The following is a 26945-nucleotide window of genomic DNA, read 5'->3' on the forward strand; positions in this document are numbered from 1 at the left end:
ACGAGGTCGGGCGGGAGGGGGGCGGCGGGGCCGGGGGCCGGGAGGTCGTAGGCGTCGAGGAAGTCTCCGACGCCCGGTGCCTTGCCGCCGCCGAGGCGGTAGTGGAGGTAGGCGATGGGGGCGCCGTCGGAGGTGTGGGTGTAGACGGCGCCGACCGGGACGTAGTAGCGGCCGACTCCGGGGTGCTGGGAGGGGTGGAGGCCGGCCAGGCGTTCGGCGCGGTCGCGGTCGGTCTCGTGGCCGGTGCGGCCGACGGTGAGCGCGTTGACGCCGCGCACCACGAGGGCGGCGGCGACGGACACGCAGAGCACCAGGCCGACGGCGACGGTGCGCCGCAGGACCGGGCGGCCGTGCAGGGCGGGCCACGAGTCGGTCACCGTGCGCTCGGGTGGGATGCCGTCCACGGTTCTTCTCGCTCCCCCTCGACAGGACGTCGTCCGGTCAGGACGACCGGGACGTCACGCAGTGCTCCACGTGGGACCGTAGCCGAGAGTTCCTCAACCCAGGTAGGCGGGGGCGACCGCGGCCTTGGTGAGCGGCTGCGCGGCGCCCGAGCCGTCCGCCGGGACGGTCCACAGGTCGGCGCCGTAGTCGCCCGGCAGGGCGTAGACCAGGGTGCCGTTGCCGGACCACAGCGCCTGGTCGTCGATGTTGCGCTGCTCGGCGGTGGCGGTCTCGGTCATGGTGGCGAGGTCGAGCACGTAGAGCCGCCACGGCGCGTCCGGGGACAGGCCGGGGACGCGCTTCTTGTACGCCACGCGGGTGCCGTCCGGGGAGAGCGAGGGGCACTCGACGTTGTCGTGCAGGGCGGTGAGGGTGCGGGCGGCGAGGTCGCCGCGCACGAGGTGGGTCTGCCCGGCGGTGGCGAGGGTGGCGTAGAACGTGTCGTCGTCGGCGAAGGTGACGCCCCAGATGTTGGTGTCGTGCGCCTGGTACGGGTGGCCGTCGAGGACGACCGCGAAGTCCTCCAGGTTCTCCCGGAGGTTCCAGTCCCGGACGTCGACGATCGAGGTGCGGGTGGAGAAGTCGCTGCCCGCGTACGAGTCGCCGCTGACGAAGACCGTCCAGGCGGCGAGGTGGCCGGACGGCGAGACCCGGGAGCGGGTGGGGATGCCGGCGGCCGGGAAGGAGCGCAACTCGTGCAGGTGGTCGTCCAGGACGACGGCCCGGTAGGTGTCCTCGAGCGCGCCGTGCTGGGCCTGCAGGCAGATGCCGGTGCCGGCGGCGGCGTGGAAGCGCAGGCACTGGACGCCGGAGGCGGTGCGCGGGCCGTCGGGGCGGTCGGCGGGGACGGTGGTGATCTCGTCCCGGTGCGGGCCCCAGGCCATGTTGCGGAACAGCAGCTGCCGGCCGGCGCTCGGCACGGTCAGCGAGACGGGGCCGGATTCGACCGACGGCCCGCCGGGTTGGGCCTGGTCGCGCCGGGCGGTGCGGTCGGCCGCGTACAGGACGGCGCCGGTGCCGACCGCGCCGAGCACCAGGACGGCGACCAGCAGCACGATCACCCTGGTCCGGTTCTGCAGGTTCACTGACTCTCCTCGGCAGCGGCAGCGGCAGCGGCGGCAGCAGCAGCGGTGGTGGTGGCGACGACGACGGGTTCGGACGGGCGCAGCACCGCGGCCGCGCCGGCGACGCACAGCGCCAGCGCCGCCGCCGACCACCCCAGCGCCGCCGGGCCGCCGACGGCGCTCCAGAGCGCGCCGAACAGCAGTGAGCAGCCGAACCGGGCCAGCGCCTGCCCGGTGCCGACCAGCGCGAGCCCGGCGCCGCGCTGCCCGGCCGGCACGGCGTCGGCGGCCGCGGCGGCCAGCACGCCGTCGGTGGCCGCGTAGAACGAGCCGTGCAGCACCAGCACGCAGACCACCGCCGGCAGTCCGCGCAGCGGCGAGAGCAGCACCCCGTACGCGAGCAGCAGTACGCCGTGCCCGGCGAGGAAGAGCCGGTGGCGGCCGATCCGGTCGGCGAGCGCGCCGAGCGGGACGGCGAACAGCAGGAAGGCGGCGGCGGTGCCGAGCGGCAGCAGGGGGAACAGGCTGACGGACAGGCCCAGTCGGCGCTGGACGAGCAGGTAGAGGAAGGAGTCGCTGACGGTGGTGAGTCCGAGCAGGACGGCGCAGAGCGTCAGCCGCCGCAGTCCGGGCAGGCGCAGCAGGGTGAGGCTGTCGCGCAGGGACGGCGCCGGAGTCGACGGTCCGTCGGCTTGCTGCCGGTTCGGCACGAACAGCAGCAGGATCAGCACGCCCAGCGCGGCGACGCACGCGCTGACCGTGAACACCGCGTCGTAGCCGTGCCGTTCGCCGCCGTCGGCGAGCAGGGGGCCGCCGGCCAGGCGCAGCACCAGGAAGGCGGTGAGCGGGCCGAGCAGGGCGCCGGCCGTGTCCATCGCCCGGTGGACTCCGAACGCCCGTGCGCGGTGCGCGGGTTCGGTGGCGAGCGAGATCATCGCGTCCCGGGGTGCGGTGCGCAGGCCCTTTCCGGTGCGGTCGACGGCGATCACCGCGCCGATCATCGGCACGGTGTGGACGAGCAGCAGCAGCGGCCGGCAGAGCGCGGAGAGCCCGTACCCGACCGCGGCGACGGCCTTGTGGCGGGCGGCGCCGTCCCGGCCGCGACGGTCGGCGAGGTGTCCGCCGACCAGGCGGACGAGGGCGCTGAAGCCGTTCTGGATGCCGTCGAGCAGGCCGAAGCCGAGCGGGGAGAGGCCGAGGCCGGTGAGCAGGTAGAGGGGGAGGACGGCGGTGACCATCTCGGAGGAGACGTCGGTGACCAGGCTGACGGCGCCCAGCGCGAGCACCGTCCCGGGGACGGCGCCCCGCCGCACCGCACCGGTGGCCGGTGCGGCGGGGGCCTTGGAACTGCGGGAGTCCGCGACGTACACGGGCGTCAGTTCCAGATGCCCGTGATGTCGGCGGCGCCGGCCGCGTTGCCCGCGTGGGCGTTGACGCCGGCCAGGTCCTCCAGGGTGTGCAGGACGTCGTAGTGGTTGTAGGTGGTGGCGGTGCTGCTGCCCGGGGCGACGTGGGCGCCGTAGACGAGCGTCGGGATGCGGTTGCCGGACAGCCTGTTGTCCTCGTCGAAGGTGACGACGAGCAGGCTGTTGTGGCTGCGGGCCCACTGCGCGTACCCGTCGAGGTTGTTCCGGAGCCAGGAGTCGCCGGTGCCGACGGAGCAGTCGTGCATGTCGTCGCAGAGGTCCGGGATGACGAAGGAGACCTTCGGCAGGGTGCTGTAGTCGCTCGGGAACGCGTCCATGCCGTACGCGCTGTCGGTGGGCACGTTGCCGAAGCCGAACCACGGGTTGTGCTTCTGCGCGTAGGAGTCGACCCGGCAGTCGGTGGCGCCCGGGGCGGGCAGGCCCTCGTTGTAGCTGGCCCAGGTCTGGCCGGAGGCGAGCACCTCGGAGGCCAGGTTGGGCGCCTGCAGTGCGCCGACGTCCACGCAGCTGTCGTCCACGACGCCCTGCGCGCTGCCGGAGAACAGCATGTAGTAGTTGGGCTGGCTGGGGTGGGTGAGCCCGAAGGACCGGGTCAGCCGCGCGCCGCCGGCCGCCAGGGTGCTGTTGACGTAGGGGGCGTTGGAGCTGCCCACCACCTGCGAGTAGGCGTGGTTCTCCATGACCACGACCACCACGTGGTCCGGTGAGGGCAGGCCGGCCGCGGTGTCGGCGGCCGCGCTGCCGCCCGCGGCCCAGAGGCCGAGCGAGCCGGCGAGCAGGCCGAGGCCGCCGGCGAGGGCGGTCAGCGGGCGGAGCGGGCTGCGGAACGGGCGCGGCGCGCGGCGACGGGCGGGGCGCGGGGTGGCGGCGGGGGCGGTGGGGCCGACGGGGGCGGTGGGGGCGGACGCGCGGGGGGTGCGCGGTCGTGCGAAGGCCATGGGGTCCTCCGGGGGTCGGGGCTGCCGGGGCGGGAGCGCCGAGAACAGTAGGATCGCCGCGTGTCGTGTACGGCACAAGAGAGGTGAAGAACAGACGAACAGCTGCCACCCGGCGGCGTCGGATCTCACACCCGTCGCGATTGACCCGTTCCGGCCCTGCGTGGTGGGATCACGGGGGCTCGGTACGGAGGAGTGCGGCAGGTGAGCGGCGGATGATCGGACTGGTCACCCTCGGAGCCACCCCCGCGCCCACCGGTCCCGCGGCGGGGGCCGACGCGGCGGCCACGGGCACCGATGTGCACGACGACACCGGCGCCGACGCCCCGGTCCTGCGGGTCACCGGCCAGGAGGACCCGGACCACGCCGACCTGCTGCCGTACCCGCGCACCCTGGTGGTCGGGATCGGCGCGGGCACCGCCGCCGAACCCGCCGAAGCGATGCGGCTGGTGGCGGACGCCCTCCAGGAGGCCGGGCTGGCCCACCACTCGGTGGCCCGGCTCGCCACCGTCGCCGGCAAGGCGGCCCACCCGGCGGTCCGCTGGGTGGCGCACTGCCTCGGCGGCGTACCGGTGGACGAACATCCGCGGGAGCGGCTGGCGGCCGTACCGGTGCCCAACCCCTCGCCCCTGGTCGGCGCGGCCGTCGGCACCACGAGCGTCGCCGAGGCTGCGGCGCTGGCGAGCACGCCCGGCGGCCGACTCGTGGTCGCCAAGCGGAAGTCGGCGACGGCGACGGTGGCGATCGCGCAGGCGCCGTCGGTGCCCGGACGACCCGGATCGGCGACATCACCCGAGCCACCCGGCTCGCCCGGCCCACCCGGCTCGGCCAACTCACCCGGCCCACCCGGCCCACTCGGCTCGGCCAGCTCACCCGGCTTTCCCACCGATCCCGCCCACCCCCACGGAGACCCCACGTGACCGCCCCCGAACCCGACCTGCGCCACCACGGCGACGCCGAGGTCCGCGCCGACGGGCTCGGCCTGGTCGACCTGGCCGTCAACGTCCGCACCGGCACGCCCCCCGCCTGGCTGCGCGAGCGCCTCGCGGCCACCCTCGGCGACCTCGCCGCCTACCCCGACCAGAGCACCGCCCGCGCCGCCGTGGCCGCCCGGCACGGCCGCCCGGTCGACGAGGTGCTGCTCACCTCGGGGGCGGCTGAGGCCTTCGTGCTGCTGGCCCGCGCCGTGACTGCCCGTCACATCGTCGTGGTGCACCCGCAGTTCACCGAGCCCGAGGCGGCGCTCCGGGACGCCGGCCACCGGGTGCACCGGGTGCTGCTCTCCCCCGAGGACGGCTTCCGACTGGGCGCCGTCCCCGAGGAGGCGGACCTGGTCGTCCTCGGCAACCCGACCAACCCCACCTCCGTGCTGCACCCCGCCGAGGCGGTGGCGGCGCTGGCCCGGCCCGGGCGCACCCTGGTGGTGGACGAGGCGTTCATGGACACCGTGCCGGGCGAGCGGGAGTCCCTGGCCCCGGTGCGGGACCTGCCCGGCCGGGTCGTCGTGCTGCGCAGCCTCACCAAGACGTGGGGCCTGGCCGGGCTGCGCATCGGCTACGTACTCGGCCCCGCGCCGCTGATCGCCGAACTCGCCGCCGCCCAGCCGCTCTGGCCGGTCTCCACCCCGGCGCTGGCCGCCGCCGAGGCCTGCAGCGGTCCGGCGGCGCTCGCCGAGGCCGACCGGGCCGCGGCCGAACTGGCGCTCCGGCGCGCCTACTTGGTGAAGGGCCTGACCGCCTTCCGGTCCGTGCGGCTGTACGGCGAGCCGGCCGCCTCCTTCGTGCTGGTCCGGCTGCCGGACGCGGCGGCCGTCCGGGGGCGGCTGCGTGAGCGCGGTTTCGCCGTCCGGCGCGGGGACACCTTCCCGGGGCTGGGCGAGGAGTGGCTGCGGATCGCCGTCCGGGACGAGGAGACCACCGACCGCTTCCTCAGCGCCCTTGAGAAGGTGCTCGGTCCAGCCTGAGTCGATCGCCCGTGCGGATCCGCCCGGGTGCCAGCACCTGCGCGTACACCCCCGCGCAGGGCAGCTCCGGCATGCCCTCCAGCGGGACCACCCGGTTCCGCGCGGCCGGGATGCGCAGCGCCTCGGTACGGCGGGGCAGCGGGCCGTGCCGCAGGGTGGGCACGGCGCAGCGCGGGGTGGCCGCCAGGACGCGCAGGCGCAGCGTCGGGCCGATCGCCAACTCCTGCCCCACCCAGGCGTTCTCGTCGAATCCATCGCCCTCGGTGCGGATCACCAGGTTCGGCCGGTAGCGCTCGGGCTCGGCCTCGCAACCGGTCGCGCGCAGCGTCGCGGTGGTGATCAGGTGCAGCGGCGCGAAGTCGAAGAAGCCGCCTTCGGGCGCCGCCCGTCCCAACTCGCTGATGTCGAGGTTGACTTCGGCTGTGATGCCGCGCGCCAGCACCTCCTCCGGCACCGCCCGCTCGAGCGTCGCGCCGGGCGGGCGCTCGGCGACCAGCGCCACCTTGCGGCCGGCCGCCTCGGACAGCTCCGCCTCACCCGCGCCGCGCCCGTCCGGACCGGTGATCGCCACGCCGCCGTCGGCCGTGGCCACCGCGGTGAACCCGAGCAAAGCCGCCCACAGCCGGGGGTGCTTGGCACTGGCCACCCGTCCGGTCGCCGGGTCGAGCAGCGCCCACGCCCGGTCCCCGGCCAGGCCCCGGCCGGTCACCTCGACCCGGTCCAGTTCCTCCCCCAGCAGCGACTTCACCGGGTAGCGGCGCAAGCGCTCGACCGTGCCGAGCACCGGCCCCGCACCCGTCGGCCCCGGGCTCACCGGCCCTCCGCCCATTCCCGCAGGGCGGTGAAGTCGTCCGCCAGCAGGCCCTTGGCGGGGTGGACGTGCACGGTGAGCGCGGGCCCCGGGTGGTTCGCCGCTATCCACTCGGCGTCCTGCGGGCCGAGTTCGTCGTCCACCCAGACGAAGGGCCGCCCGGCGGCCCAAGCGACCACGTCCCGGGTCTTCCAGTGCAGCCCGTCCGGGTCCGCGCGGAACATCTCCGTCCAGGTGATGTACGGGAGTTCGGGCAGGCCGATGTTCGGCCCGATGTGGGTGTTCGCCTCGCTCATCCACCCGGTGGCCCACACCAGTTCGTAGGGCAGCCCCAGCAGCTCCGGCCCGTGCAGCGGATTGAGCCACACCCGCATCGGTTTGACCCGGCCGACCGGGCGCTTCGCGTGCTTGGCCCGCGTCACAGCCTTGGCCTGCGCCGCCGCCAGCCCTTCCTGCTTCTGCACCCACCAGGTCGGCCGCACCCGGTGGGTGGTGTAGCCGTCCGGTCGCCGCTTCGGCGCGGCGAAGGGGTTGAGCGGTCCGTCCACGTCGAGGAGGAGCAGGGGCTTCGACTGCTGGGTCATGCCCTGAATTCTCGGCCTGGCAGGAGTGATTGACCAGCGATTTGCCGCTCGCGACAAGCCCCCCGCCGGCCTTCCTTGCCGTGCTTCCCCTGCCTCGCCGGTTGCCGCGCACACCGCAACGCCCGCAGGCCCCTCCCCGACGCGGGGAGGGGCCTGCGGGCGTTCGCACGCACCCCGGGGCGGCGGATCAGACCTGGCCGGCCTTCTCCAGGGCCTCGCAGCAGGTGTTGATCAGCAGGCGGGTGACCACGTAGGGGTCGATGTTCGCGTTCGGGCGGCGGTCCTCGATGTAGCCCTTCTGGTCCACCTCGACCTGCCACGGGATGCGGACGGAGGCACCGCGGTTGGAGACGCCGTAGCTGTAGACGTTCCAGGGGGCGGTCTCGTGCTTGCCGGTCAGGCGGGACTGGATGTCGTCGCCGTACTGGTTGACGTGCTCCAGCACCTTCTCCTGGGAGGCGCCGAGCGACTCGCAGGCGGTGATGATGGCCTCGTAGCCCTCGCGCATCGCCCTGGTGGAGAAGTTGGTGTGGGCGCCCGCGCCGTTCCAGTCGCCCCTGGCCGGCTTGGCGTCGAGGGTGGCGTCGATGCCGAACTCCTCGGCGGTGCGGTAGAGCAGGTAGCGGGCGATCCACAGGTCGTCGGAGACGGTCAGCGAGTCGACGGGGCCGATCTGGAACTCCCACTGGCCGGGCATGACCTCGGCGTTGATGCCGCAGATGGCGAGGCCGGCGTCGAGGCAGCGGTCGAGGTGCAGCTCGACGATCTCGCGGCCGAAGACCTCCTCGGCGCCCACACCGCAGTAGTAGCCGCCCTGCGGGGCCGGGAAGCCGCCCTCGGGGAAGCCGAGCGGACGCGAGCCCTTGAAGAAGGTGTACTCCTGCTCGATGCCGAAGATCGACTCCTGGGAGGCGTACTTCTCGTGCACCTCGCGGAGCAGCGCGCGGGTGTTGGACTCGTGCGGGGTGCCGTCCGTCTCCAGGACCTCGCAGAGGACCAGGATGTGGTCACCGCCGCGGATCGGGTCCGGGACGACCTTCACCGGGTCCAGCACGCGGTCCGAGGCGTGGCCCTCGGCCTGGTTGGTCGAGGAACCGTCGAAGCCCCAGGTCGGGATCTTGTCGGCGTTGGGCAGGACGCGAGTCTTGGAACGAAGCTTCGCGGTCGGCTTGGTGCCGTCGATCCAGATGTACTCGGCCTTGATTGCCACGGCGTGTCCCTCGCATTACTGGGTGGTGGGTGCCCGCGTAGCGTCGCAAGCCGCCGTTTCCCGGTTGTTCCTCTCGTGTAACGCGCATGTGAACCAACCGTCCGCGTCGGCACGGTCACGGTGCGGGAGTGCCAGGGGCGGCACTCCCGCGTCCGGCGGTGCCGCGGCGCCTCGGTACCGACGGCTTCGGCACCGCCGGGGCCCACTGCCACCAGAGCCTCAGCACTGCCGGGGCCCCACTGCCACCAGGGCTTCGGCACCGCCGGGGCCTCAGCTCCGCCGGGCGTGCGCGGCGCGGCGGCGCCGGGTGGCCCACAGTGCGGTCGCCCCGCCCGCGACCAGGGCGGCGGACCCGGCGGCCAGCGGGCCGGTGCCGCTGCCGCCGCCGGTGGTGGCCAGCTTCTCCGGCCGCGCGGTCTTCTCCACCCCGGCCTGCGGGACGGCGGCGGCGCGCGAGGTCGTGGTGTCGGCGGCCGGCTGGGCGGCGGGCGAGCCGGTGGGGGCGTCCGCCGGCGCGGCGCTCGGGGAGGTCGGGGCGGTCGGCGGTGCGGTGGGCTTCTCGCAGCTCACCGAGGCGACGGTGACCTTCCCGGTGACCTTGGCGACGTTCAGGTTCAGCGGGTTCACCTCCACCTGCACCTCCAGTGCCGAGGCGGCGGCGGTGGTCGTGGTGGTGGTCTTCTTGGAGAGCTCGACCGACACGCTGCCGATCAGCGGCACGTCCACCCTGGTCGGCCCGTAGAGGCTGACGGTGACCGGCTTGCCGAGGACGGTGAGCCCGGCGGGAGCGACCACGTCCGCGGTGGGCTGCCCGTCCACCGGGCAGGTCGCCTCGGCGCTCATCGCCGCCAGGCCGAGCAGTGCGGTGGCGGGCAGGCCGGGGGCGTGCACGTCGGCGTTGACCAGCTTGACGAAGGCGGCGGTGCCGTCGGCGTCGGCGCGGGTCACGGACTTGCCGATGTCGGCCTTGACCAGGGTGACCGGGCCCTGCTGGTCGACGCCGTGGACCGTGGTGGTGAGCACGGATCCGCCCCCGGCTTCCGGCCGGGGCGATCCACCTCGCTGGTCCGGTGTCTCCACCCTGTTCAGCGCGATGTCCACGGGGACGTCCACGGCGTTGTTCAGCAGTTTGACGTCCAGGGCGAGTTCGGCGGTGACGGCCCGTGCCTTGCCCGGGGACGCCGTGGCCGCCGGGGCGCTCGCGGCTCCCGGTGCGACCGGTGCGGCGGGAGCGGCCGGTGCGGCCGGTGCGGCCGGGCTTGCCTGCGCGGCCTGGACGGGTGCGGCGGTGAGCAGCGCGCTCGCCGCCACGACGGCGGCTGCGGAAACGATTCGGCGAGAAGACATGGCGGTACCCCCACACAGATGAAACGATGAGCCGCCAGTCTTCTCGAACGATCCGTCACATGAGCAACACGGAACGTCATTTCACCCGTTGGAGTGAGATTGACGTTCTGTGCTGACCGGGTTCTGCTACGGCAGCCGCCAGTCCACCGGCTGCGCCCCCTGCCGCACCAGCAGCTCGTTGGCCCGGCTGAACGGCCGCGAGCCGAAGAAGCCGCGGTCGGCCGACATCGGACTCGGGTGCGCCGACTCGATCGCCGGGACCTCCCCCAGCACGGGCCGCAGCCTGCGGGCGTCGGCCCCCCACAGGATCGCCACCAGCGGTCCGCCGCGCGCCACCAGCGCCCGGATCGCCTGCTCGGTGACCTCCTCCCAGCCCTTGCCCCGGTGCGCGGCGGGCTTGCGCGGCGCGGTGGTCAGCGCGCGGTTGAGCAGCAGCACGCCCTGCTTCGTCCACGGGGTGAGGTCCCCGTTGGACGGCTGCGGCAGGCCGAGGTCCTGGCCGTACTCCCGGAAGATGTTGACCAGGCTCGCCGGGATCGGCCGCACCTCCGGCGCCACCGAGAAGCTGAGCCCGACGGCGTGGCCGGGGGTCGGGTACGGGTCCTGTCCGACGATCAGCACCCGCACGTCGGCGAGGGGCTGCTGGAAGGCCCGCAGCACGTTCGGACCGGAGGGCAGGTACGTGCGGCCGGCGGCCAGTTCGGCACGCAGGAAGTCGCCCATCGCGGCGACCCGTCCGGCGACGGGTTCCAGGGCGGCGGCCCAGCCGGGCTCGACGATCTCGTTCAGTGGACGCGGTGCCATGGCCGTCACCCTATCGGCCCAGGCGGACAGGGCGCGCTACGGATGATCATGGCGGCTGACCGCGCGGGCCCTGCGCCCGGCCACCCCGCCTGCTGCCACCGGCCGCCCCGCCGACACCGCATCCGGCCGCCACCGGCCGCCCCGCCGACACCGCATCCGGTCGCCGCCGACCGCCCTACCGACACCGCATCCGGCCCCCGCCGGTCACCCCACCGGGCGCCCCCGCAGCACCACCAGGCGCGGGTCCGCGAGCACCCGGACATCCGCCCGCGGGTCCTCCGCGTACACGACGAAGTCCGCCGGCGCGCCCTCCGCGAGCCCCGGCCGCCCCAGCCACTCCCGCGCTCCCCAGCTCGCCGCCGACAGCGCCTCGGCCGGGCTGAGCCCCGCCTTCACCAGCTCCGCCACCTCGTCCGCGACCAGCCCGTGGGCCAGCGAGCCGCCCGCGTCGGTGCCGACGAACACCGGGATGCCGGCGTCGTGCGCGGCGCCCACGGTGTCGTACCGGCGCTCGTGCAGCCGCCGCATGTGCGCCGCCCAGGCGGGGAACTTGCCCTCGCCGCCGGCCGCGAGGGCCGGGAAGGTGGCGATGTTGACCAGCGTCGGGACGATGGCGACGCCGCGCCGGGCGAACACCGGGATCAGTTCCTCGGTCAGCCCGGTCGCGTGCTCGACGCAGTCGATCCCGGCCGCCAGCAGGTCCGGCAGGGACTCCGCGGCGAAGCAGTGCGCGGTGACCCGTGCGCCCTCCTCGTGCGCCGCCGCGATCGCCTCGGCCAGGGCGTCGCCGGGCCAGCAGGCGGTGAGGTCGCCGCGCTCGCGGTCGATCCAGTCGCCGACCAGCTTCACCCAGCCGTCCCCGCGCCGGGCCTCGGCGCGGACGTACGCGGCCAGGTCGCCGGGCTCGATCTCGTGCGCGTAGTTGCGGATGTAGCGGCGGGTGCGGGCGATGTGCCGCCCGGCGCGGATGATCCTGGGCAGGTCCTCGCGCTCGTCGATCCACCGGGTGTCGGCGGCCGAGCCGGCGTCGCGGATCAGCAGGGTGCCGGCGTCGCGGTCGGTGAGCGCCTGCTTCTCGCTGGTCTCCGCGTCCACCGCGCCGTGCGCGTCCAGGCCGACGTGGCAGTGCGCGTCGACCAGGCCGGGCAGCACCCAGCCGGTCACCGTCCGGACGTCCCCCGCGGACGGCGGGCGGGTGAAGCTCACCCGGCCGTCCACCACCCAGAGTTCGTCCCGGACGTCCTCCGGACCGACCAGCACCCGACCCCGCACGTGCAGCACCGCGCCATCGCTCATGGCCGCACTCTACCGACGGCCGGCCGGCGGCCGGGTTCCGTGCGCGGAGCGGGGATGCGGCAGACTCGTTCCGGCACCCACCACCCCGCGAAAGGCCTGTGAGACGTGAGTCCCTTCCTCGACCTCCCCCCGCTCAGCGCCGCCGAGTTCGCGGCGATCGAGGACCAGGTGGCCGCACTGCTGCACACCGAGGCCGACGTGATCGTCACCCAGGGCGAGGCCCTCCTCCCCCTGGAGGCCGCGATCCGCGGCGCCGCGCACCCCGGCTCGACCGCGCTCAACATCGTCACCGGCCCGTACGGTCAGACCTTCGGCAACTGGCTGCGCTCCTGCGGCGCGACCGTCGTCGACCTGGCCGTGCCCTTCGACAGCGCGGTGAGCGCGCAGCAGGTGGCCGAAGCCCTCGACGCCCACCCCGCGGTCGACTTCGTCTCCCTCGTCCACGCCGAGGCCGCCACCGGCAACACCAACCCGGTCGCCGGGATCGGTGCCGTGGTGCGCGAGCACGGCGCGCTGCTGATGCTCGACGCGGTCGCCTCCGTCGCCGCCGAACCACTGCTCACCGACGCGTGGGGCGTCGACCTGTGCGTCATCGGCGGCCAGAAGGCGATGGGCGGCCCGGCCGGGGTCTCCGCCGTCTCGGTCTCCGAGCGCGCCTGGGAGCGGATCGCCGCCAATCCGGCCGCCCCGCGCCGCTCCTACCTGTCGCTGCTCGACTGGAAGGAGCGCTGGACCGACGCCGGCCGCGCCGTACTCCCGCACGCCCCGGCCCAGTTGGAGATGCTCGCGCTCGGCGCCTGCCTGGACCGGATCGCCGCCGACGGCCTGCCCGCCGTCATCGCCCGCCACCGCGCCGCCGCGGCCGCCACCCGGGCCGGTGCCCGCGCCCTCGGCACCGTCGCCCCCTTCGTCGCCGAGGACGCCCACGCCGCCCCGGTCGCCACCACGCTGCGCACCCCGGACGGCGTCGACGCCACCGCGGTCGCCGCCCGCCTCGACCCGGCCCTGCCCGTCCAGCCCGGCGGCGGCGCGCTGGCCGCCTCGATGCTGCGGGTCAACCACTACGGCCCGGCAGCGTCGCTGGACACCGTCCGCGCCTGCCTCGCCGGTCTCGCGGCGGCGACCTCCGCCGCCGCCGCGCCGGCCCTGGCCGCCGCCGAGGCCGCCTGGGACGCGGCCGTCCGGGCCTGACGCGACGGCGAGCGGCCCCCGGCAGGACGTCCTGCCGGGGGCCGCTCGCCGTTTCGGGGCGCCTCAGTGGCCGCCCGCGTCCACCACCTCGACGCCGTGGATGTTCCGCTCGATCTCCTCCGCCGGCAGCGCGGTCGCCATCGCCCAGTAGTAGACGACCAGCGAGAACACCGCCACGACCCCGATGTCCCACCACAGCGGCAGGTTCCCCCGCGCCCCCTTGCCGAAGGTGCCCTGCCAGGAGATCAGTCCGATGCCGACGAGGTAGACCGGCAGCCACTGCCCGGCCTTGAAGTCCATCCTCGGCGCGTTCGGCACCCCCTTCGACGCGGCGTACGCGGAGTAGCCGCCGAGCAGCGCGTACCCGATCAGGATCGCCAGGCCGAGCCGCCACAGGGTGTCCCAGCCGGACCAGTAGATGACCAGGCTCGCGACCATGAAGGCCAGCGGCGAGATGACCGAGCCGCCCGGCAGGTGGTACGAGCGTTCCATCCCCGGCAGCCGCTTGCGCAGCACCCCGAAGGCGAGCGGCGCGCCCGCGTACATCAGCACCACCGCCGAGGTGATGAACCCGACCAGCCGCTGCCAGCTCGGGAACGGCAGGAAGCAGATCACCCCGGCGATCCAGGCGATCAGCAGGCCGAGCCACGGCACGGCGCGCTTGTCCGTGTACTGGAGGGCCTGCGGGGCGTAGCCGTTGCGGCTCAGGCCGTACGTCACCCGGGAGCTGGAGGTGATGTAGACCAGCCCGGTGCCGGCCGGCGAGATCACCGCGTCGATGAACAGGACGGTGGCCAGCCAGCCCAGGCCGATCAGCGTGGCGAGGCCGGCGAACGGTCCGCTGATCCCGGGGTAGTCGAGCGTGGTCCAGCCCCCGGCGAAGGTCTTCGGCGGCAGGGCGCCGATGAACACCACCTGGAGCATGACGTAGACGATCGTGCCGATGACGACCGATCCGAGGACCGCCCGGGGGATGTCCCGCCGGGGGTTGCGGCTCTCGCCCGCCCACTGGATGGCCTGCTCGAAGCCGAGCAGGGCGAAGATCACCCCACTGGTGCTGATCGCGGCGAGCACGCCCTTGGCCCCGTCCGGTGCGAAGCCGTGCACGTCGAAGTTGGAGCCGTGGAACTCGGTGAGGCCGAACGCGAAGATGGTCAGGATCGGGACGGCGACCTTCCAGACGGTGGCCGCGCTGTTGGTGTGGGCGAGCAGCCGGACGCCGAGGAAGTTGATCGCGACGAAGACGCCGAGCAGGGCGGCCGCGACGACGAACCCGGCGGCCGTGAGCGTGAGGTCCTTGTTCAGCAGGCCGTCCGCCCAGGACCAGTGCTGGGCGTAGTTGATCATCGCCTGCACCTCGATCGGCGCGATCGTCGCCGCCTGCAGCCAGGTGAACCAGCCGAACGACATCCCGGCGAACCCGCCGAACGCGTAGTGCGGATAGCGTGCCGTGCCGCCCGCCACCGGGAACAGCCCGCCCAGCTCGGCGTGGATCAGCGCCAGCAGGATGATCGCCACCGCGCCGATGCCCCACGACAGCAGCGCCGCCGGGCCCGCCGCCACCGCCGCCTTCTGAGCCCCGAACAGCCAGCCGGAACCGATGATCGCCCCGACCGAGGCCCAGAGCAGTCCGGCGACGCCGACCTCCCGTCTGAGCCCGGTGTGCCCGGAGGCGGGCGGATTGGAGGAGGAGTGGGCCATGGCCGATCGCCTCTCGGATGGGGGAAGGAGGGAAACGCGCTCCGACACTGCCGCAGCACCACCGCCTCCCCGCCCCGAAACGCGCCGCGCCCCGCGCCCCCTCACCCCAACGGCGGATCTCCGGACGGGCCCCGTCAGTCAGGCGGCGGCACCGCACCGCGCGCGCACCGGCACCGCCCGCGTACCCGGGGGGCTCCGGCCCGCCGGTGCGGTACGGCGGCCATCGGCCGCGGCACAGTTCGCGCGGCGTTCACCTGCGCGGCACGCCGAACTCACCGGGGACCGGCAGGCTCCGTCAGCGGGCGAAGTTGGCTATACAACTCAACCGGAGTCCGCCCAGGGACGCCGCCGAGGAGGAACCCATGACCGAGCTGCCGCCGTACTGGCTGCGCGACAACTGCCCGTGCGCCGGGTGCCGGGATCCGCGCAACGGCCAGAAGCTGTTCCAGGTCCACGACCTGCCCGAGGACCTGGCGGTCGCCGCGAGCACGGAGACCGACGGGCACCTGGAGGTGCTCTGGTCCGACGGGCACCGGTCGCGCTACCCGGCGCAGTGGCTGACCGCGGCGGACGAGGGGGACGGTCGCACCGAGGACGGCAAGCGGCTCTGGGTGGCGGGGGACTTCGCCCGCGGGATCCCCGAGGCGCAGTGGGAGGCCTACCTCACCGACCCGGCCGAGCGGGCGGCGGTGCTGGGCGCCGTGCGGCGCAGCGGGTTCGCGGTGCTGCGCGGGGTGCCGGCGGTGGAGCGGCAGGTGCTGCGGGTCGCGGAGAGCTTCGGGTACGTCCGGGTCACCAACTACGGGGAGCTGTTCGACGTCCGGGTCGAGCCGGACCCGAACAACCTCGCGTTCACCAGCGCCGAGATCGCGCCGCACACGGACAACCCGTACCGCGACCCGGTGCCGACGCTCCAGCTGCTGCACTGCCTGGAGAACTCGGCGACGGGCGGCGACTCCGGGCTGGTGGACGGGTTCCGGGCGGCGGCGGCCCTGCGGGAGGAGTCGCCGGCGGACTTCGCGACGCTCACCCGCACGCCCGTGCCCTTCGTGTTCCGCGACCGCCGCACCGAGCTGCGCGCCGACCGCCCGCTGATCGACGTGGACCCCCGCGGCCGGATCCGCGAGGTGCGCTTCAACAACCGCTCGATCGGCACCCTGCGCGGCGGTGTCCGCGGCGGCGCCGACCACCCGGACGGCCCGGAGGCCTTCTACGCCGCCTACCGCCGCTTCGCCGCGATCACGCTCCGCCCCGAACTCCGGCTCGCCTTCCGCCTGGACCGGGGCGACTGCCTGGTCCTCGACAACACCCGCCTCCTGCACGCCCGGACGGCCTTCGCGCAGGACGGCCGGCGGCACCTCCAGGGCTGCTACGCCGACCTGGACTCCCTGTCGTCCACCCTGGCCGTGCTGCACCGCCGCACCGCCGCCCTGGACGGGATCGCCGGGCTGTTCGCGGGCGAGGGCGCCGGGGAGTACCTGGGCGAGGAGGTCACCATGGCCGAGCACATGCTGCAGGCCGCCGCCGCTGCCGAGGCGGCCGGGGCGCCGGACCACCTGGTCGCCGCCGCCCTGCTGCACGACGTCGGCCACTTCCGGGGCGCCTTGCCCGGAACGGACCTGATGCGGGGCCAGGACAACCGGCACGGTGCCGCCGGAGCCGACTGGCTGGGCCGCTGGTTCGGCGCGGAGGTCACCGGGCCGGTCCGGCTGCACGTGGCCGCCAAGCGCTACCTGTGCGCCGTCGAGCCCGGGTACCGCGGGCGGCTCTCCGCGGCCTCCGAGTACACGCTGACCGTCCAGGGCGGCCCGATGGGCGAGGAGGAGGCCGCCGCCTTCGCCCGGCTCCCGGGCGCCGCGGACGCGGTGGCGGTACGGCGCTGGGACGAGCAGGCGAAGGTGCCCGGCGCGGCCGTCCCCGGCTTCGAGCACTACCGCCCGCTGCTCGCCTCGCTCATGGTGTGACGCTCAGTCCAGCTCCCGCGCGTGCCGCGAAAGCGCCGACGTGGCCAGGGAGTTGTGCACGCTGAACGCCACCGTCCCCGGCAGGTAGCGGTCCTGGGACCACTCCACCGGGGTACCGGTCGGGTCGGTGGTGCGGCGCCGTTCGCGCAGCAGCGGGCCGCCGCGGCGGCAGCCGAGCAGCCGGGCGTCCTCCGCGTTGGCCGCGACCACGTCGATCGTGTGGTCGGCGTCGGTGAACAGGATGCCGTGCTCGCGCAGCACTTCGGTGTGCGAGACGACGTCCGCGGGAAGTTCGGCGACGATCTCGCCGACCCTCGGCGGGTAGACGGTGCGCTCGACCATCACCGGGGTGCCGGACAGCGTCCGCAGCCGGACCGTCACGTACACCTCGGCGCCCGGTTCCAGCCGCAGCTGCTCGCGCTCGACGGCGTCGGCCGGGCGGCGGACCAGCGAGTCGAGGATGCCGCCGGGCTCCTCGCCCATCGAGTAGGCCCAGTGCGTGAAGCTGAGCAGTTCGGAGAAGCTCTGCACCCGTGCGCCGCCGAGCACCACCCGGCGGGTGCCGCGGCGGGAGGTGACCAGCCCGTCGGAGCGCAGCACGGCGAGCGCCTGGCGGACGGTGCCGCGGGAGACGCCGTACTGCTCGGCCAGCGCGCCCTCGGCGGGCAGTCGGCCGGCCTCGCCGTACGCGCCGGTGGTGATGGCCTCGCGCAGGTCGGCGGCCACCTTCCGGTACAGGGCGCCGGTGGCGCGCCCGTCGGTCGCGGCGGGGCGCTGGGGCTCGGTTGCCACGTCGGTCAAGGTCCCTCCTGGGGCGGTGTCCTGCGCAGCGGTGCGGGCGCGGACTGCCCGACCCTATCCCGCCGCGTCTTCGAAGCATCGCACCGAACGGATCGCGCTCCGATGGCCGGATTCGACCGTTCCCGCAGCCGACCCCGGTTCTGGGCCGTCCGTTCACCTTCCCGTCACCGCGCTCCGGCGTACTTACCCCCGTCAGCGAAGTTGGCTAGTCAACTCGGACGGTCCCGAACGGCACCGAAGCGTGGACGACTCCGGACCGCCACTCGCCAGATCCCCCGATCGAGACGCCCACTCGCAGTTCCCCCTTCTCAGGAGACTGACCCGTGTCCGTGCACCGCGCCCGTTCCGCCGCCTTCGCGGCCGTTCTGACCGCCGCCGCGCTCTCCCTCACCGCCTGCGGCTCCGCCGGCTCCGCCACGAAGTCCGGCGACTCCGCGGGCGGCAAGAACGCCAGGACCGCCACCTCCGTCGCCGACTTCGGCGGCATGGACGGCCTGGTCGCCGCCGCGAAGAAGGAAGGCAAGCTGCACGTCATCACCCTGCCGCGCGACTGGGCGAACTACGGCAAGCTGATGGACGACTTCAAGGCCAAGTACGGCATCGAGATCGAGGACGAGAACCCGGACGGTTCCAGCCAGGACGAGATCAACGCCGTCACCTCCCGCAAGGGCCAGGACCGCGCCCCCGACGTCGTCGACCTCGGCTCCGCGTTCGCGATCAGCGCGGGCAAGCAGGGCCTGCTGGCCCCGTACAAGGTGACCGACTTCGACAAGATCCCGGCCACCATGAAGGACCCGAACGGCCTGAGCTACAACGACTACGGCGGCTACATGTCGATCGGCTGCGACGCCAAGAAGGTGTCCGTCTGCCCGAAGACCTTCGCCGACCTGCTGAAGCCCGACTACAAGGGCATGGTCGCCCTCAACGGCAACCCGACCAAGGCCGGTGCCGCCTTCGGCGCCGTCTACGCGGCCGCGCTCGCCAACGGCGGCTCGCTGGACAGCATCCAGCCCGGCATCGACTTCTTCGGCAAGGTCAAGCAGGCCGGCAACTTCAACCCGGTCGAGGTCACCCCGGCGACCATCGAGAAGGGCGAGACCCCGATCAGCATCGACTGGTCGTACCTGAACGCCGGCTACGCCGACAAGTTCAAGGACAAGGGCATCGACTGGCAGGTGGCGATCCCCTCGGACGGCTCCTACGCCCAGTACTACAACCAGGCGGTCAACAAGGACGCCCCGCACCCCGCCGCCGCGCGCCTGTGGGAGGAGTACCTCTACAGCGCCCAGGGCCAGAACGGCTTCCTCGGCGGCTACGCCACCCCGGCCCTGTTCGACGCCATGAAGGCCGCGGGCACCCTGGACGCGGCGGCCGCCGCCAAGCTCCCGACCGTCGAGAAGCCCTTCACCACCTTCCCGACCCAGGAGCAGACGGACGCGGCCAAGAAGACCGTGACCGAGAACTGGGCCAAGGCGATCGCGGGCTGACCTGAGATGACCACGGCTCCCACCCCGGTGCCGGCCACCGCCTCCGCCGCCCAGCGCGGCGGGGGCGCCCCCGGCCCCGCAACCCCCACCGCGGCCACGGCCGCCAGCGCGCCGGCCTCCTCGACCGCCGAGGCCGGCAAGACCGCCCGGACCGCCCGTACCGCCAAGACCGGCGAGACCGGCGAGACCGGCGAGACCGCCAAGGCCCCCCGCCCCGGCGGGCTCCGGGCCGCCGGCGGCCGCGCCTGGCTCGCCGCCCTCCCCCTGCTGCTGTTCTTCGTGATCGGCTTCGGCCTGCCGGCCGTCGCGATCGCCATCGGCGCGTTCACCACCTCCTCCGACGCGCCCGACGGCGGCGGCACCTTCACCACCGCCAACCTCACCGGCTCCCTCCAGGGCGCCTACTGGACCGCCCTGTGGGGCAGCGTGAAGCTCTCGCTGCTGACCGCGCTGATCGCCACCGTGGTCGGCCTGCCGCTGGCCCAGGCCGTGGCGACCTCCCGGTTCCGGATGTTCCGCGAGGCGGTGATGTCCGCCTCCGGCGTGCTCGCCAACTTCGGCGGCGTGCCGCTGGCCTTCATGTTCGTCGCCACCCTCGGCAACTCCGGCGAGGTCACCAAGCAGCTCGGCCTGACCCGGCACGGCTGGAACCTCTACACCTTCTCCGGCCTCTCGGTGGTCTACCTGTACTTCCTGGTCCCGCTGATGGTCATCACCATCACCCCGGCCCTGGAGGGCCTGCGCGTCCAGTGGCGCGAGGCCGCCTACAACAACGGCGCCACCGCGTCCCAGTACTGGCGGCACGTCGCGCTGCCCGTCCTGCTGCCCTCGCTGCTCGGCGGCTTCGTGCTGCTGTTCGGCGCCTCCTTCGCCGCGTACGCCACCGCCGAGGCCATGGTGGGCAGCTCGGTGCCGCTGATCTCGATGCAGATCGGCGACGCGCTGTCCGGCAACGTCCTGGTCGGCCAGGGCAACCTCGCCCTCGCCCTCGGCCTCGACATGATCGTGGTCGCCTGCCTGGTGATGGCCGTGTACCTGCCCCTTCAGCGCCGGAGTGCCAAGTGGCTCGCCTGATCGATCGCATCCGTTTCGGCCGCGGCCTGGTCCTGCTGCTCTGCGGCGTGTACTTCGCCGTGCCGATGGCCGCCTCGCTGTGGTTCAGCGTCGACGACAACAAGGGCGGCACCACCTTCCGTGCCTACACCGAGCTGCTGAACGCCCCCGGCTTCACCGACAGCCTGGTGCTCAGCCTCGAACTGGCCGGCGTCACCGTCGCGGTGCTGCTGCTCCTGCTCGTCCCGGCGATGCTCGCCGCCCGGCTCGGTGCACCGAAGCTGCGCCCGGTCATCGAGGTGATGTGCTCGATGCCGCTGGTCGTCCCGGTGGTCGCGCTCACCACCGGCATCATCGGCGTGCTGCGCTGGGGCCCGGACCACCTCCAGGACACCCCGTTCTTCCAGACCATCGTGGCCATCCAGGACCCGGGCTTCCCGATCGTGCTGGTCATCGCGTACGTGCTGATGGCGCTGCCGTTCGCCTACCGGGCGATCGACGCCGGGCTGCGCGGCGTCGACGTCGCCACCCTGGTCGAGGCCGCCCGCAACTGCGGCGCGGGCTGGCTGCGCGCGGTGTTCACCGTCGTCCTGCCGAACCTGCGCAGCGCGCTGCTGAACGCGGCCGTGCTCACCGTCGCCCTGGTGCTCGGCGAGTTCACCACCGCCTCCATCCTCGGCTTCGCCCCCTTCTCGGTGTGGATCAACTCCAACGGCAAGAGCGACGGCCAGATGTCCGTCGCGGTCTCGATGCTCAGCCTGCTGATCGTCTGGCTCGTCCTGCTGCTGATGTCCGCCGCCGGCCGCGGCCGCAAGGCCACGCGCTCCTGAGCGCACCGCCCGTACGGTCCTGAACCGCCCCACGCCTTCCAGGAGTCACCTGCCATGACCACGGCCCCCGCCCCCGTCGCCGGTGTCGCGCTCGCCACCGGCGGCGCCACCGTCGAGTTCCGCTCGCTGCGCCGCTCGTTCGGCACCACCACCGCCCTCGACGGCCTGGACCTGACCGTCCGGCCGGGCGAACTGCTCGCCCTGCTCGGCCCGTCCGGCTGCGGCAAGACCACCGCGCTGCGCATCCTGGCCGGCTTCGAACAGCACGACTCCGGCGAGGTCCTGGTCGACGGCCGGGACATCACCGCGATCCCCGCGCACAGGCGCGACGCGGGCATGGTGTTCCAGTCGTACAGCCTCTTCCCGCACCTGACCGCGCTGGACAACGTCGCCTTCGGCCTGCGGATGCGCGGCGCCGGCAAGGCCGAGCGCCGCAAGCGCGCCCAGGACCTGCTGGAACTGGTCGGCCTGCCGCACCGCGCCGAGCACTACCCGCACCAGATGTCCGGCGGCCAGCAGCAGCGCATCGCGCTCGCCCGCGCGCTCGCCCTCCAGCCGCGCGTGCTGCTGCTCGACGAGCCGCTGTCCGCGCTGGACGCCAAGGTCCGGCTGCAGCTGCGCGAGGAGATCCGGCGCCTGCAGCAGGAGTTGGGCATCACCACCCTGTTCGTCACCCACGACCAGGAGGAGGCGCTGTCCATGGCCGACCGGGTCGCGGTGCTGCGCGCCGGCCGGCTGGAGCAGTGCGCCACCCCGTCCGAGCTGTACGGCCGGCCGACCACCGCCTTCGTCGCCGAGTTCGTCGGCACCATGAGCCGCATCCCGTGCACCCGCACCTCGGACGGCGTCGAGGTGCTCGGCCGGCGCCACACCGTGGCCGGCGAGATCCCCGCCGACGGCGAGCTGCACGTGCTGGTCCGCCCCGAGAACGTCACCCTCACCCCGGCCGGCGACGGCCCCGCGCTGGTGGTCTCCGCGTCCTTCCTGGGCGCCGTCACCCGGATCACCGCCCGCCTGCAGGACGGCACCGAGGTCAAGGCCGACCTGCCCACCGAGGCCACCGCCGCGCTGCCGGTCGGCTCGCACGCCGAGCTCACCCTGCCGGACCGCCCCGTGCTGGTGGACCGCCGGCCGGCCTGAGAGCCTTGCACCTCCTGCTCCGGTCCCCTGCTCCGGTCCCCTGCTCCCTGCTCCGGTCCCCGCTCCGATCCCGCTCCGACTCCGAAGAACCACCGAAGGTACCGCCATGCCTGAAGCCGCCCTGCCCGCCGCCGTCCTCTTCGACATGGACGGCACCCTGGTCGACACCGAGCAACTGTGGTGGCAGACCGCCGCCGAACTCGCCGAGGAGCTCCGCCGCCCCCTCACCGACCAGGACGCCCCCGAGGTGCTGGGCCAGGCCGTCGAGCACACCGCCGCCCACCTGCACCGGGTCAGCGGCACCACCCTCAGCGAGGCCGAACTCGCCGCCAGGCTCGGCGACTCCTTCGCCGACAAGGTCGCCGCCGAGACGGTGCCGCGCCCCGGCGCGCTCGCCCTGCTGGCCTCCCTGCGGGACGCCCGGGTGCCCACCGCACTGGTCTCCGCCTCCCCGCGCCGGGTGGTCGACCTCGTCCTGTCCGCCATCGGCCGGGACTGGTTCGCCGTCACCCTGGCCGCCGAGGACACCGCGCGCACCAAGCCCGCGCCCGACCCGTACCTCGCCGCCGCCGAGCGCCTCGGCCTCGACCCGGCCCGCTGCGTCGCCGTCGAGGACACCCCGACCGGGGTCGCCTCCGCCACCGCGGCCGGCTGCGCCGTGCTCGCCGTGCCGTCCACCCCGACGCCGATGCCGGACGGCGACCGGATCACCCTGCTCGCCAGCCTGGAGCAGGCCGACCTCGCACTGCTCGGGAAGATCACCGCCGCCCCGCCGGTTCGACCCTGACATGCCCTACGTCCTGCTCGCCCTCGCAATCCTGAGCGAGGTCTGCGCCACCAGCTGCCTCAAGCTCACCGAGGGGTTCACCCGCCTCTGGCCCAGCCTGGGGGTCGGCATCGGCTACGCGCTCTCCTTCGTGCTGCTCGGCCGCGCGCTCAAGCACATCCCGGTCTCGGTCGCGTACGCGGTCTGGTCGGGGGCCGGGACGGCGGCGGTCGCCGGGATCGGCGTGGTCGCCTTCGGGGAGTCGCTCGGGCGGCTGCAGTGGCTGGGCATCGCGCTGGTGATCGTCGGGGTGGTCGTGCTCAACCTCAGGAACAGCCACTGACCACCACCGGCCGCCCCGCGGGCACCCTCCCGTACGGCCCGTGGCTCCCGCCCCGCGTGCACCGCACGCACCTCGCGTACCTCCCGAAACCCCGCCGGAGCGGGGCGGCCGGCGGTCAAGACGGTGTCGACGGCCCGTAAAAGTCCCGTAACGACGGGCACTTGGACGCACGGGGGCCGATCATCCGCACCGCGGCGAAGGTTATGCTCACCCGGTTCGACGGTTCGGCAATCGACACCTCGGGGGCAGAAGTGGCCGATTTCACGGTCAGCACCGAATTCCTCGCCAAGTTGGCCCAGGACCTCAAGGGCTGCGGCGACGAACTCGACCAGGGGCTCAAGGCGTTCGAAGCGGCCAGCCACACCGGCACCGGCTTCGACTTCCTGGACGAGGCCTGCGGGCACTTCAAGGAGAAGTGGGAGTACGGCCTGAAGAAGGTCCGGGAGTGCGTCAAGATCCTCGACGACGGCCTGGAGAAGGTGCAGCAGAGCTACGACGGCACCGAGCAGAGCATCACCAAGGCCCTCACCCCGACGGCGGCACAGGCATGACCGATCCCACCCCCGCACCCGACTGGTCCGGCCTCGGCTTCAACCCCGCCCCCGGCGACTCCGCCGCCGTCACCGCCCTCAGCGGAAGCCTGCGCCGGGTCGGCCAGCACCTGACCGGCGTCCACACCACGCTCGCCCAGCTCAGCGCCAACCAGGGCCAGTGGACCGGCGAGGCGGCCAAGGCCTTCGCCGACCAGTTCGGCAAGCTCCCCACCTACCTCCAGGACGCCGCCGACTCCATCACCGCCGCCTACCAGTCGCTCGACATCTGGTACCAGGCGCTGACCGAACACCAGCCCAAGGCAGTCGAGTTGGCGCACGCGGCCGTCGCCGCCAAACAGCGCAAGGCGGACGCCGAACAGGCCCACGCCACCGCTGCCGCCGCCCCCGACCTCAAACTGGCCGGCCAGAACTTCCCCGACGACGCCTCCCTCGCCGCCGCCGAACAGCGCTACAACAAGGCGAAGAGCCACCTCGACGCCGCCGCCACGCTGGTCGGCAACGCCGCCGACGAACTCACCGGCCTGCAGAACCAGGCCCACGAACTCGCCGAGACCCACAAGTCGGACGCCCACAAGACGGCCGACGCCATCCGCAAGGCCGCCGACAGCAAGGCCCCGCCGGAGCCGGGCTGGCTCAGCAAGGTCGGGAACTGGCTGAAGAACCACGGCGCGGACCTGCTGACGGTGGCGGCCGGCGTCTGCGGCGTCGCGGCGATCTTCTTCCCCGCCTTCGCCCTCCCCGCCATCCTGCTGAGCGCCGCCGCCGCCGGCGCGCACGCCACCCAGTACGCCGTCAAGGGCCAGCTGTGGCCGCCGCAGAAGAACATCGGCAACTGGCTGACCCTGGGCGGCGACGTCCTCGGCGCGATCCCCGGCGTGGGCGTCGCCGCCAAGGGCGTGACCGCCGTCCGGGAGGCCGCCGCCGCCGGTGAGGGCGTGCGCGGCGCGGTCACCGCCGGGGCGACGGAGGTCCGGGCCGCCTCCCGTGCGGTCGACCCGGCCAACCCGATCTTCACCACGGCCATCGAGAAGCCCGCCATCAAGCTCGGGCTCTCCAAGGCCACCGCGATGGACGTCTCCGACGGCGTCCAGGCCGTCACCACCGCCGGCCTCAACGCCCCGACCGCGTACGCCCTCACCCAGGACAACCCGAGCAACGGCCTGACCAGCGCGGTCAACTACACCACCGGAGCCAACAACATCCTCGGCTCGGGCGGCCTCGCCGCGGGCGGCGGCAAGGCCAACCTCGTCGTCGGCACCGTGTCCGCCTTCGGCAACCTGGTCGGCGTGACCGGATGGGCGACCGGCTATGCCCACTGAGTCCGCTCCGCCGCTGTGGCTGACCCTCCCCGAGGGCTTCACCGCCGTCGACCTGGACGAGGACCTCGGCGACCGGATGGCCCGCGCGGCCGAGAGCCTCGACGCCCTCTTCCCCGACACCGCCGGCGAACAGAAGCTCGGCGCCGTCATCGCCGCCGAGACCGCGCTCCAGGCCCAACTGCGCGAGGGCGTCGTCCACGTGTCCAGCTGCCTGGTCCGCGCCGAGGACGGCGAACCCGTCCACGGCATGTTCGCCGTCTTCCTCCGCCCCCGGGATCCGGACGCGCCCGGCGACTACCCCGCCCGTGTCGCCGAACAGCTGGCCGCGGCCTGGCCGGACGCCGACGTCGGCGTGGTCGAGCTGCCCGCCGGCCGCGCCGCCCTCGCCGCCCGGGACCTCGCCGTCCCGGTACCCGGCGCGGTGTGGGGCGTGCCCGAGTCCACGGTCAGCACGGTGCGCCAGCTCGAACTGCTGATCCCGCACCCGTGGAGCCCCCACGTGGTCGCCGTCGTCTTCACCACCGAGGACCTCGACCACTGGGACGAATGGCTGCCCCTGCTCGCCACCGCCGTCCGCGGCATCACGTTCCACCCGCCCCGCGACGAAAGCCTCGACGCCCTGCCGCCCGAGCAGTGGGACACCATCCGCAAGGCCTTCGGATGACGACCACCCGCCCCGACCGGGCCACGGGCGCCGCCCGCCCGTGGCTCGGCCGCGCCACCGCCGTCGTCGCCGTCCTGACCTGCCTGTTCGTCGGCATCGTCCTCGCCGGCGCGTACGTCGGCACCCTGCTCGTCGTCGGCCTCGTCGTCCTGTACCTGGTGGTGGCGGCCACCGGACTGGTCAAGCTCCGGGGGCCCGGAAACGATCCCGGCTACAAGGACACCGGCGGCGCACTGGCCCTGGTGGCCCTGGCCGTCATCATGGCCACCGCCGCGAGCGGCGACGCCTCGCAGAACCTCGCGCTGTCCTCCGGGCGCGAGGTGAACGCCGTGGTGACGTCCGAGAAGGCCGACCGGTCCTCCCGCGGTTCGACGACCTGGACCTACACCCTCACGTCGGCGGACGGCGCCACCGTCCCCGGCGGGCCGCTGGTCCAGCACTCCGAGCGCTTCAGACCCGGCGACGCCGTCACCGTCCGGATCGACCCGGCCGGGCGAGTCGCCCCCAAACTCCCCGGCGAGGCCGACTCCACGGCCTCCCTGTGGGCGGTCGTCGGACTCAACGCGGGCATCGCGGCGCTCGTCCTCTGGCTCGCCCGCTTCGGCAGCCGCCCCCGCCGGACTCCGCGCCGGCCCCCGGACCGACCCGCCGGGTGACGGACCGACAACCCCAACACTTGGTCAAAGAATCCCCCGAATCAGGCAAAGTGATGCTCGTCACACGAACCAGTCGAAACCCACCCGTCCCAGTCGGCCATCTCCGTCAACGCACTTCAGACGGGCGACATGGACGGGGGAAGCCATGGCGGATGACGCAGCGAAAGCCGGCGGACCGAGCTTCAAGATCAGACCGGGCGACCTGAAGGCGGCCGCGCCGACCTTCGAGACCCAGAGCAAGGCGCTCAAGGAAGCCCTCGACACGCTCAAACGGAGCCTCGCCGCGGCCGGCAGCCCGTGGGGCGGCGACAAGCAGGGCAACGAGTTCGCCCAGGCCTACAACGGCCCGCACGACAAGGTGCTCGCCGGGCTCGACGTCCTGGTCACCGGCCTCTCCAGCATCGCCGACGGCCTCGACGCCCACGCCGACAACCACACCGGCGCCGACAACCAGGCCCGCAAGGACCTCACCGCGTGACCGGCCGTCCCGTCCCGCAGGAGCGGGCGCATGGGTGAGTCCACGGTCGCCAAGGCCGTCCGTGAACTCACCGGCATGTGGTGGCCCGACGCCGATCCGGACAAGCTCCGCAC

The 26945-nt window shown here is 73.9% G+C and carries 27 protein-coding genes; 15 read left to right on the top strand and 12 right to left on the bottom strand.

Annotation, left to right across the window (positions count from 1 at the left end):
• The 4 genes from IF30_RS42500 to IF30_RS0135755 all read right to left on the bottom strand — a co-directional run.
• Nucleotides 1-404 (bottom strand): hypothetical protein (locus tag IF30_RS42500; RefSeq protein ID WP_037902325.1); only part of this gene is annotated, 404 nt, incomplete at its 3' end.
• A gap of 93 nt (nt 405-497) precedes the next feature.
• Entirely contained in the window at nt 498-1523 is a 1026-nt protein-coding gene (locus IF30_RS0135745; RefSeq protein ID WP_030246379.1) for a TolB family protein, read from the bottom strand.
• 2 nt (nt 1524-1525) lie between these two features.
• On the bottom strand, nt 1526-2878 hold the full coding sequence (locus tag IF30_RS0135750; RefSeq protein WP_078891974.1) for an MFS transporter: 1353 nt from the start codon (nt 2876-2878) through the stop codon (nt 1526-1528).
• Between the two features lie 5 nt (nt 2879-2883).
• Nucleotides 2884-3873 carry an alkaline phosphatase family protein gene (locus IF30_RS0135755; RefSeq protein WP_078891975.1) on the bottom strand — a complete coding sequence of 330 codons (990 nt, stop codon included), beginning with the start codon at nt 3871-3873 and terminating at the stop codon, nt 2884-2886.
• A 212-nt stretch (nt 3874-4085) separates the two neighbouring features.
• Here IF30_RS0135755 and IF30_RS44240 point away from each other — a divergent pair, with 212 nt between their 5' ends.
• Complete coding sequence (locus IF30_RS44240) at nt 4086-4790, top strand: cobalamin biosynthesis protein (protein WP_051711931.1); 705 nt, start codon at nt 4086-4088, stop codon at nt 4788-4790.
• Nucleotides 4787-5833 (top strand): Rv2231c family pyridoxal phosphate-dependent protein CobC, encoded by a 1047-nt coding sequence (cobC, locus tag IF30_RS0135765; RefSeq protein ID WP_030246388.1) that lies wholly within the window; start codon nt 4787-4789, stop codon nt 5831-5833. The genes IF30_RS44240 and cobC overlap by 4 nt, the downstream gene beginning before the upstream one ends.
• Here cobC and IF30_RS0135770 read toward each other — a convergent pair.
• The 6 genes from IF30_RS0135770 to IF30_RS0135795 form a co-directional block, all read right to left on the bottom strand.
• The gene (locus IF30_RS0135770) at nt 5799-6647 is read right to left on the bottom strand and encodes an MOSC domain-containing protein (protein ID WP_234322971.1); all 849 of its coding nucleotides are present in this window, start codon (nt 6645-6647) and stop codon (nt 5799-5801) included. The genes cobC and IF30_RS0135770 overlap by 35 nt on opposite strands.
• Nucleotides 6644-7228 (bottom strand): hypothetical protein, encoded by a 585-nt coding sequence (locus IF30_RS0135775; protein WP_030246392.1) that lies wholly within the window; start codon nt 7226-7228, stop codon nt 6644-6646. Before IF30_RS0135775 ends, IF30_RS0135770 begins: the two co-directional genes overlap by 4 nt.
• Nucleotides 7229-7415: 187 nt before the next feature.
• Nucleotides 7416-8438 carry a glutamine synthetase gene (gene glnII, locus IF30_RS0135780; RefSeq protein ID WP_030246394.1) on the bottom strand — a complete coding sequence of 341 codons (1023 nt, stop codon included), beginning with the start codon at nt 8436-8438 and terminating at the stop codon, nt 7416-7418.
• Nucleotides 8439-8708: 270 nt separating this feature from the next.
• Entirely contained in the window at nt 8709-9785 is a 1077-nt protein-coding gene (locus IF30_RS0135785; protein WP_158835752.1) for a hypothetical protein, read from the bottom strand.
• 126 nt (nt 9786-9911) lie between these two features.
• Nucleotides 9912-10589, bottom strand: a complete 678-nt coding sequence (locus IF30_RS0135790; RefSeq protein WP_030246397.1) for a uracil-DNA glycosylase — start codon at nt 10587-10589, stop codon at nt 9912-9914.
• Nucleotides 10590-10793: 204 nt separating this feature from the next.
• Entirely contained in the window at nt 10794-11885 is a 1092-nt protein-coding gene (locus tag IF30_RS0135795) for an amidohydrolase family protein (protein ID WP_030246399.1), read from the bottom strand.
• A 105-nt stretch (nt 11886-11990) separates the two neighbouring features.
• Here IF30_RS0135795 and IF30_RS0135800 point away from each other — a divergent pair, with 105 nt between their 5' ends.
• Entirely contained in the window at nt 11991-13076 is a 1086-nt protein-coding gene (locus tag IF30_RS0135800; RefSeq protein WP_030246401.1) for a pyridoxal-phosphate-dependent aminotransferase family protein, read from the top strand.
• A 63-nt stretch (nt 13077-13139) separates the two neighbouring features.
• Here the strand turns inward: IF30_RS0135800 and IF30_RS0135805 are convergent, their stop codons facing one another.
• The gene (locus IF30_RS0135805; protein WP_030246403.1) at nt 13140-14777 is read right to left on the bottom strand and encodes an APC family permease; all 1638 of its coding nucleotides are present in this window, start codon (nt 14775-14777) and stop codon (nt 13140-13142) included.
• Nucleotides 14778-15139: 362 nt separating this feature from the next.
• On the opposite strand from IF30_RS0135805, the gene tmpA reads away from it, so the two are divergent.
• The gene (gene tmpA / locus IF30_RS42505) at nt 15140-16741 is read left to right on the top strand and encodes a TauD/TfdA family dioxygenase (protein ID WP_037902330.1); all 1602 of its coding nucleotides are present in this window, start codon (nt 15140-15142) and stop codon (nt 16739-16741) included.
• Nucleotides 16742-16744: 3 nt separating this feature from the next.
• On the opposite strand, the gene IF30_RS0135815 is transcribed toward tmpA, so the two are convergent.
• The gene (locus tag IF30_RS0135815; protein ID WP_051711937.1) at nt 16745-17533 is read right to left on the bottom strand and encodes a GntR family transcriptional regulator; all 789 of its coding nucleotides are present in this window, start codon (nt 17531-17533) and stop codon (nt 16745-16747) included.
• 332 nt (nt 17534-17865) lie between these two features.
• Between IF30_RS0135815 and IF30_RS0135820 the strand changes: the two genes are divergently transcribed.
• The 11 genes from IF30_RS0135820 to IF30_RS42515 all read left to right on the top strand — a co-directional run bounded on the left by IF30_RS0135820 (nt 17866) and on the right by IF30_RS42515 (nt 26832).
• Nucleotides 17866-19029, top strand: a complete 1164-nt coding sequence (locus tag IF30_RS0135820; RefSeq protein WP_030246408.1) for an ABC transporter substrate-binding protein — start codon at nt 17866-17868, stop codon at nt 19027-19029.
• Nucleotides 19030-19035: 6 nt separating this feature from the next.
• On the top strand, nt 19036-20103 hold the full coding sequence (locus IF30_RS0135825; RefSeq protein ID WP_030246409.1) for an ABC transporter permease: 1068 nt from the start codon (nt 19036-19038) through the stop codon (nt 20101-20103).
• The gene (locus IF30_RS0135830; RefSeq protein WP_030246411.1) at nt 20103-20912 is read left to right on the top strand and encodes an ABC transporter permease subunit; all 810 of its coding nucleotides are present in this window, start codon (nt 20103-20105) and stop codon (nt 20910-20912) included. The genes IF30_RS0135825 and IF30_RS0135830 overlap by 1 nt, the downstream gene beginning before the upstream one ends.
• A 54-nt stretch (nt 20913-20966) precedes the next feature.
• Nucleotides 20967-22052 carry an ABC transporter ATP-binding protein gene (locus tag IF30_RS0135835; protein WP_030246413.1) on the top strand — a complete coding sequence of 362 codons (1086 nt, stop codon included), beginning with the start codon at nt 20967-20969 and terminating at the stop codon, nt 22050-22052.
• 106 nt (nt 22053-22158) lie between these two features.
• Nucleotides 22159-22839 (top strand): HAD family hydrolase, encoded by a 681-nt coding sequence (locus IF30_RS0135840; protein WP_037902333.1) that lies wholly within the window; start codon nt 22159-22161, stop codon nt 22837-22839.
• A gap of 1 nt (nt 22840) precedes the next feature.
• Nucleotides 22841-23161, top strand: a complete 321-nt coding sequence (locus tag IF30_RS0135845; protein WP_030246417.1) for a DMT family transporter — start codon at nt 22841-22843, stop codon at nt 23159-23161.
• 251 nt (nt 23162-23412) lie between these two features.
• On the top strand, nt 23413-23712 hold the full coding sequence (locus IF30_RS42510) for a hypothetical protein (RefSeq protein WP_158835755.1): 300 nt from the start codon (nt 23413-23415) through the stop codon (nt 23710-23712).
• Complete coding sequence (locus IF30_RS0135855; protein WP_030246420.1) at nt 23709-25034, top strand: putative T7SS-secreted protein; 1326 nt, start codon at nt 23709-23711, stop codon at nt 25032-25034. Before IF30_RS42510 ends, IF30_RS0135855 begins: the two co-directional genes overlap by 4 nt.
• Nucleotides 25024-25698: a hypothetical protein gene (locus tag IF30_RS0135860; protein WP_030246422.1), complete on the top strand. Its 675-nt coding sequence runs from the start codon at nt 25024-25026 to the stop codon at nt 25696-25698. The genes IF30_RS0135855 and IF30_RS0135860 overlap by 11 nt, the downstream gene beginning before the upstream one ends.
• Nucleotides 25695-26354: a DUF3592 domain-containing protein gene (locus tag IF30_RS0135865; RefSeq protein ID WP_030246423.1), complete on the top strand. Its 660-nt coding sequence runs from the start codon at nt 25695-25697 to the stop codon at nt 26352-26354. Before IF30_RS0135860 ends, IF30_RS0135865 begins: the two co-directional genes overlap by 4 nt.
• Before the next feature lie 145 nt (nt 26355-26499).
• Nucleotides 26500-26832, top strand: a complete 333-nt coding sequence (locus IF30_RS42515; protein ID WP_051711935.1) for a WXG100 family type VII secretion target — start codon at nt 26500-26502, stop codon at nt 26830-26832.
• Nucleotides 26833-26945: the final 113 nt, after the last annotated feature.

Origin of the sequence: Streptomyces sp. NRRL S-350, from assembly GCF_000719705.1 — a bacterium.
Lineage (GTDB): Bacteria > Actinomycetota > Actinomycetes > Streptomycetales > Streptomycetaceae > Kitasatospora.

What these genes read in the sequence shown, in the direction of transcription:
- IF30_RS0135785 (WP_158835752.1), bottom strand. Translation starts at nt 9,785, where the DNA reads ATGTCTTCTCGCCGAATCGTTTCCGCAGCCGCCGTCGTGGCGGCGAGC.
- IF30_RS0135855 (WP_030246420.1), top strand. Translation starts at nt 23,709, where the DNA reads ATGACCGATCCCACCCCCGCACCCGACTGGTCCGGCCTCGGCTTCAAC.
- IF30_RS0135805 (WP_030246403.1), bottom strand. Translation starts at nt 14,777, where the DNA reads ATGGCCCACTCCTCCTCCAATCCGCCCGCCTCCGGGCACACCGGGCTC.
- IF30_RS0135845 (WP_030246417.1), top strand. Translation starts at nt 22,841, where the DNA reads ATGCCCTACGTCCTGCTCGCCCTCGCAATCCTGAGCGAGGTCTGCGCC.
- IF30_RS0135835 (WP_030246413.1), top strand. Translation starts at nt 20,967, where the DNA reads ATGACCACGGCCCCCGCCCCCGTCGCCGGTGTCGCGCTCGCCACCGGC.
- IF30_RS0135865 (WP_030246423.1), top strand. Translation starts at nt 25,695, where the DNA reads ATGACGACCACCCGCCCCGACCGGGCCACGGGCGCCGCCCGCCCGTGG.
- IF30_RS0135790 (WP_030246397.1), bottom strand. Translation starts at nt 10,589, where the DNA reads ATGGCACCGCGTCCACTGAACGAGATCGTCGAGCCCGGCTGGGCCGCC.
- tmpA (WP_037902330.1), top strand. Translation starts at nt 15,140, where the DNA reads ATGACCGAGCTGCCGCCGTACTGGCTGCGCGACAACTGCCCGTGCGCC.
- IF30_RS0135795 (WP_030246399.1), bottom strand. Translation starts at nt 11,885, where the DNA reads ATGAGCGATGGCGCGGTGCTGCACGTGCGGGGTCGGGTGCTGGTCGGT.
- IF30_RS0135775 (WP_030246392.1), bottom strand. Translation starts at nt 7,228, where the DNA reads ATGACCCAGCAGTCGAAGCCCCTGCTCCTCCTCGACGTGGACGGACCG.
- IF30_RS0135860 (WP_030246422.1), top strand. Translation starts at nt 25,024, where the DNA reads ATGCCCACTGAGTCCGCTCCGCCGCTGTGGCTGACCCTCCCCGAGGGC.
- IF30_RS42515 (WP_051711935.1), top strand. Translation starts at nt 26,500, where the DNA reads ATGGCGGATGACGCAGCGAAAGCCGGCGGACCGAGCTTCAAGATCAGA.
- IF30_RS0135825 (WP_030246409.1), top strand. Translation starts at nt 19,036, where the DNA reads ATGACCACGGCTCCCACCCCGGTGCCGGCCACCGCCTCCGCCGCCCAG.
- IF30_RS44240 (WP_051711931.1), top strand. Translation starts at nt 4,086, where the DNA reads ATGATCGGACTGGTCACCCTCGGAGCCACCCCCGCGCCCACCGGTCCC.
- IF30_RS0135755 (WP_078891975.1), bottom strand. Translation starts at nt 3,873, where the DNA reads ATGGCCTTCGCACGACCGCGCACCCCCCGCGCGTCCGCCCCCACCGCC.
- IF30_RS0135840 (WP_037902333.1), top strand. Translation starts at nt 22,159, where the DNA reads ATGCCTGAAGCCGCCCTGCCCGCCGCCGTCCTCTTCGACATGGACGGC.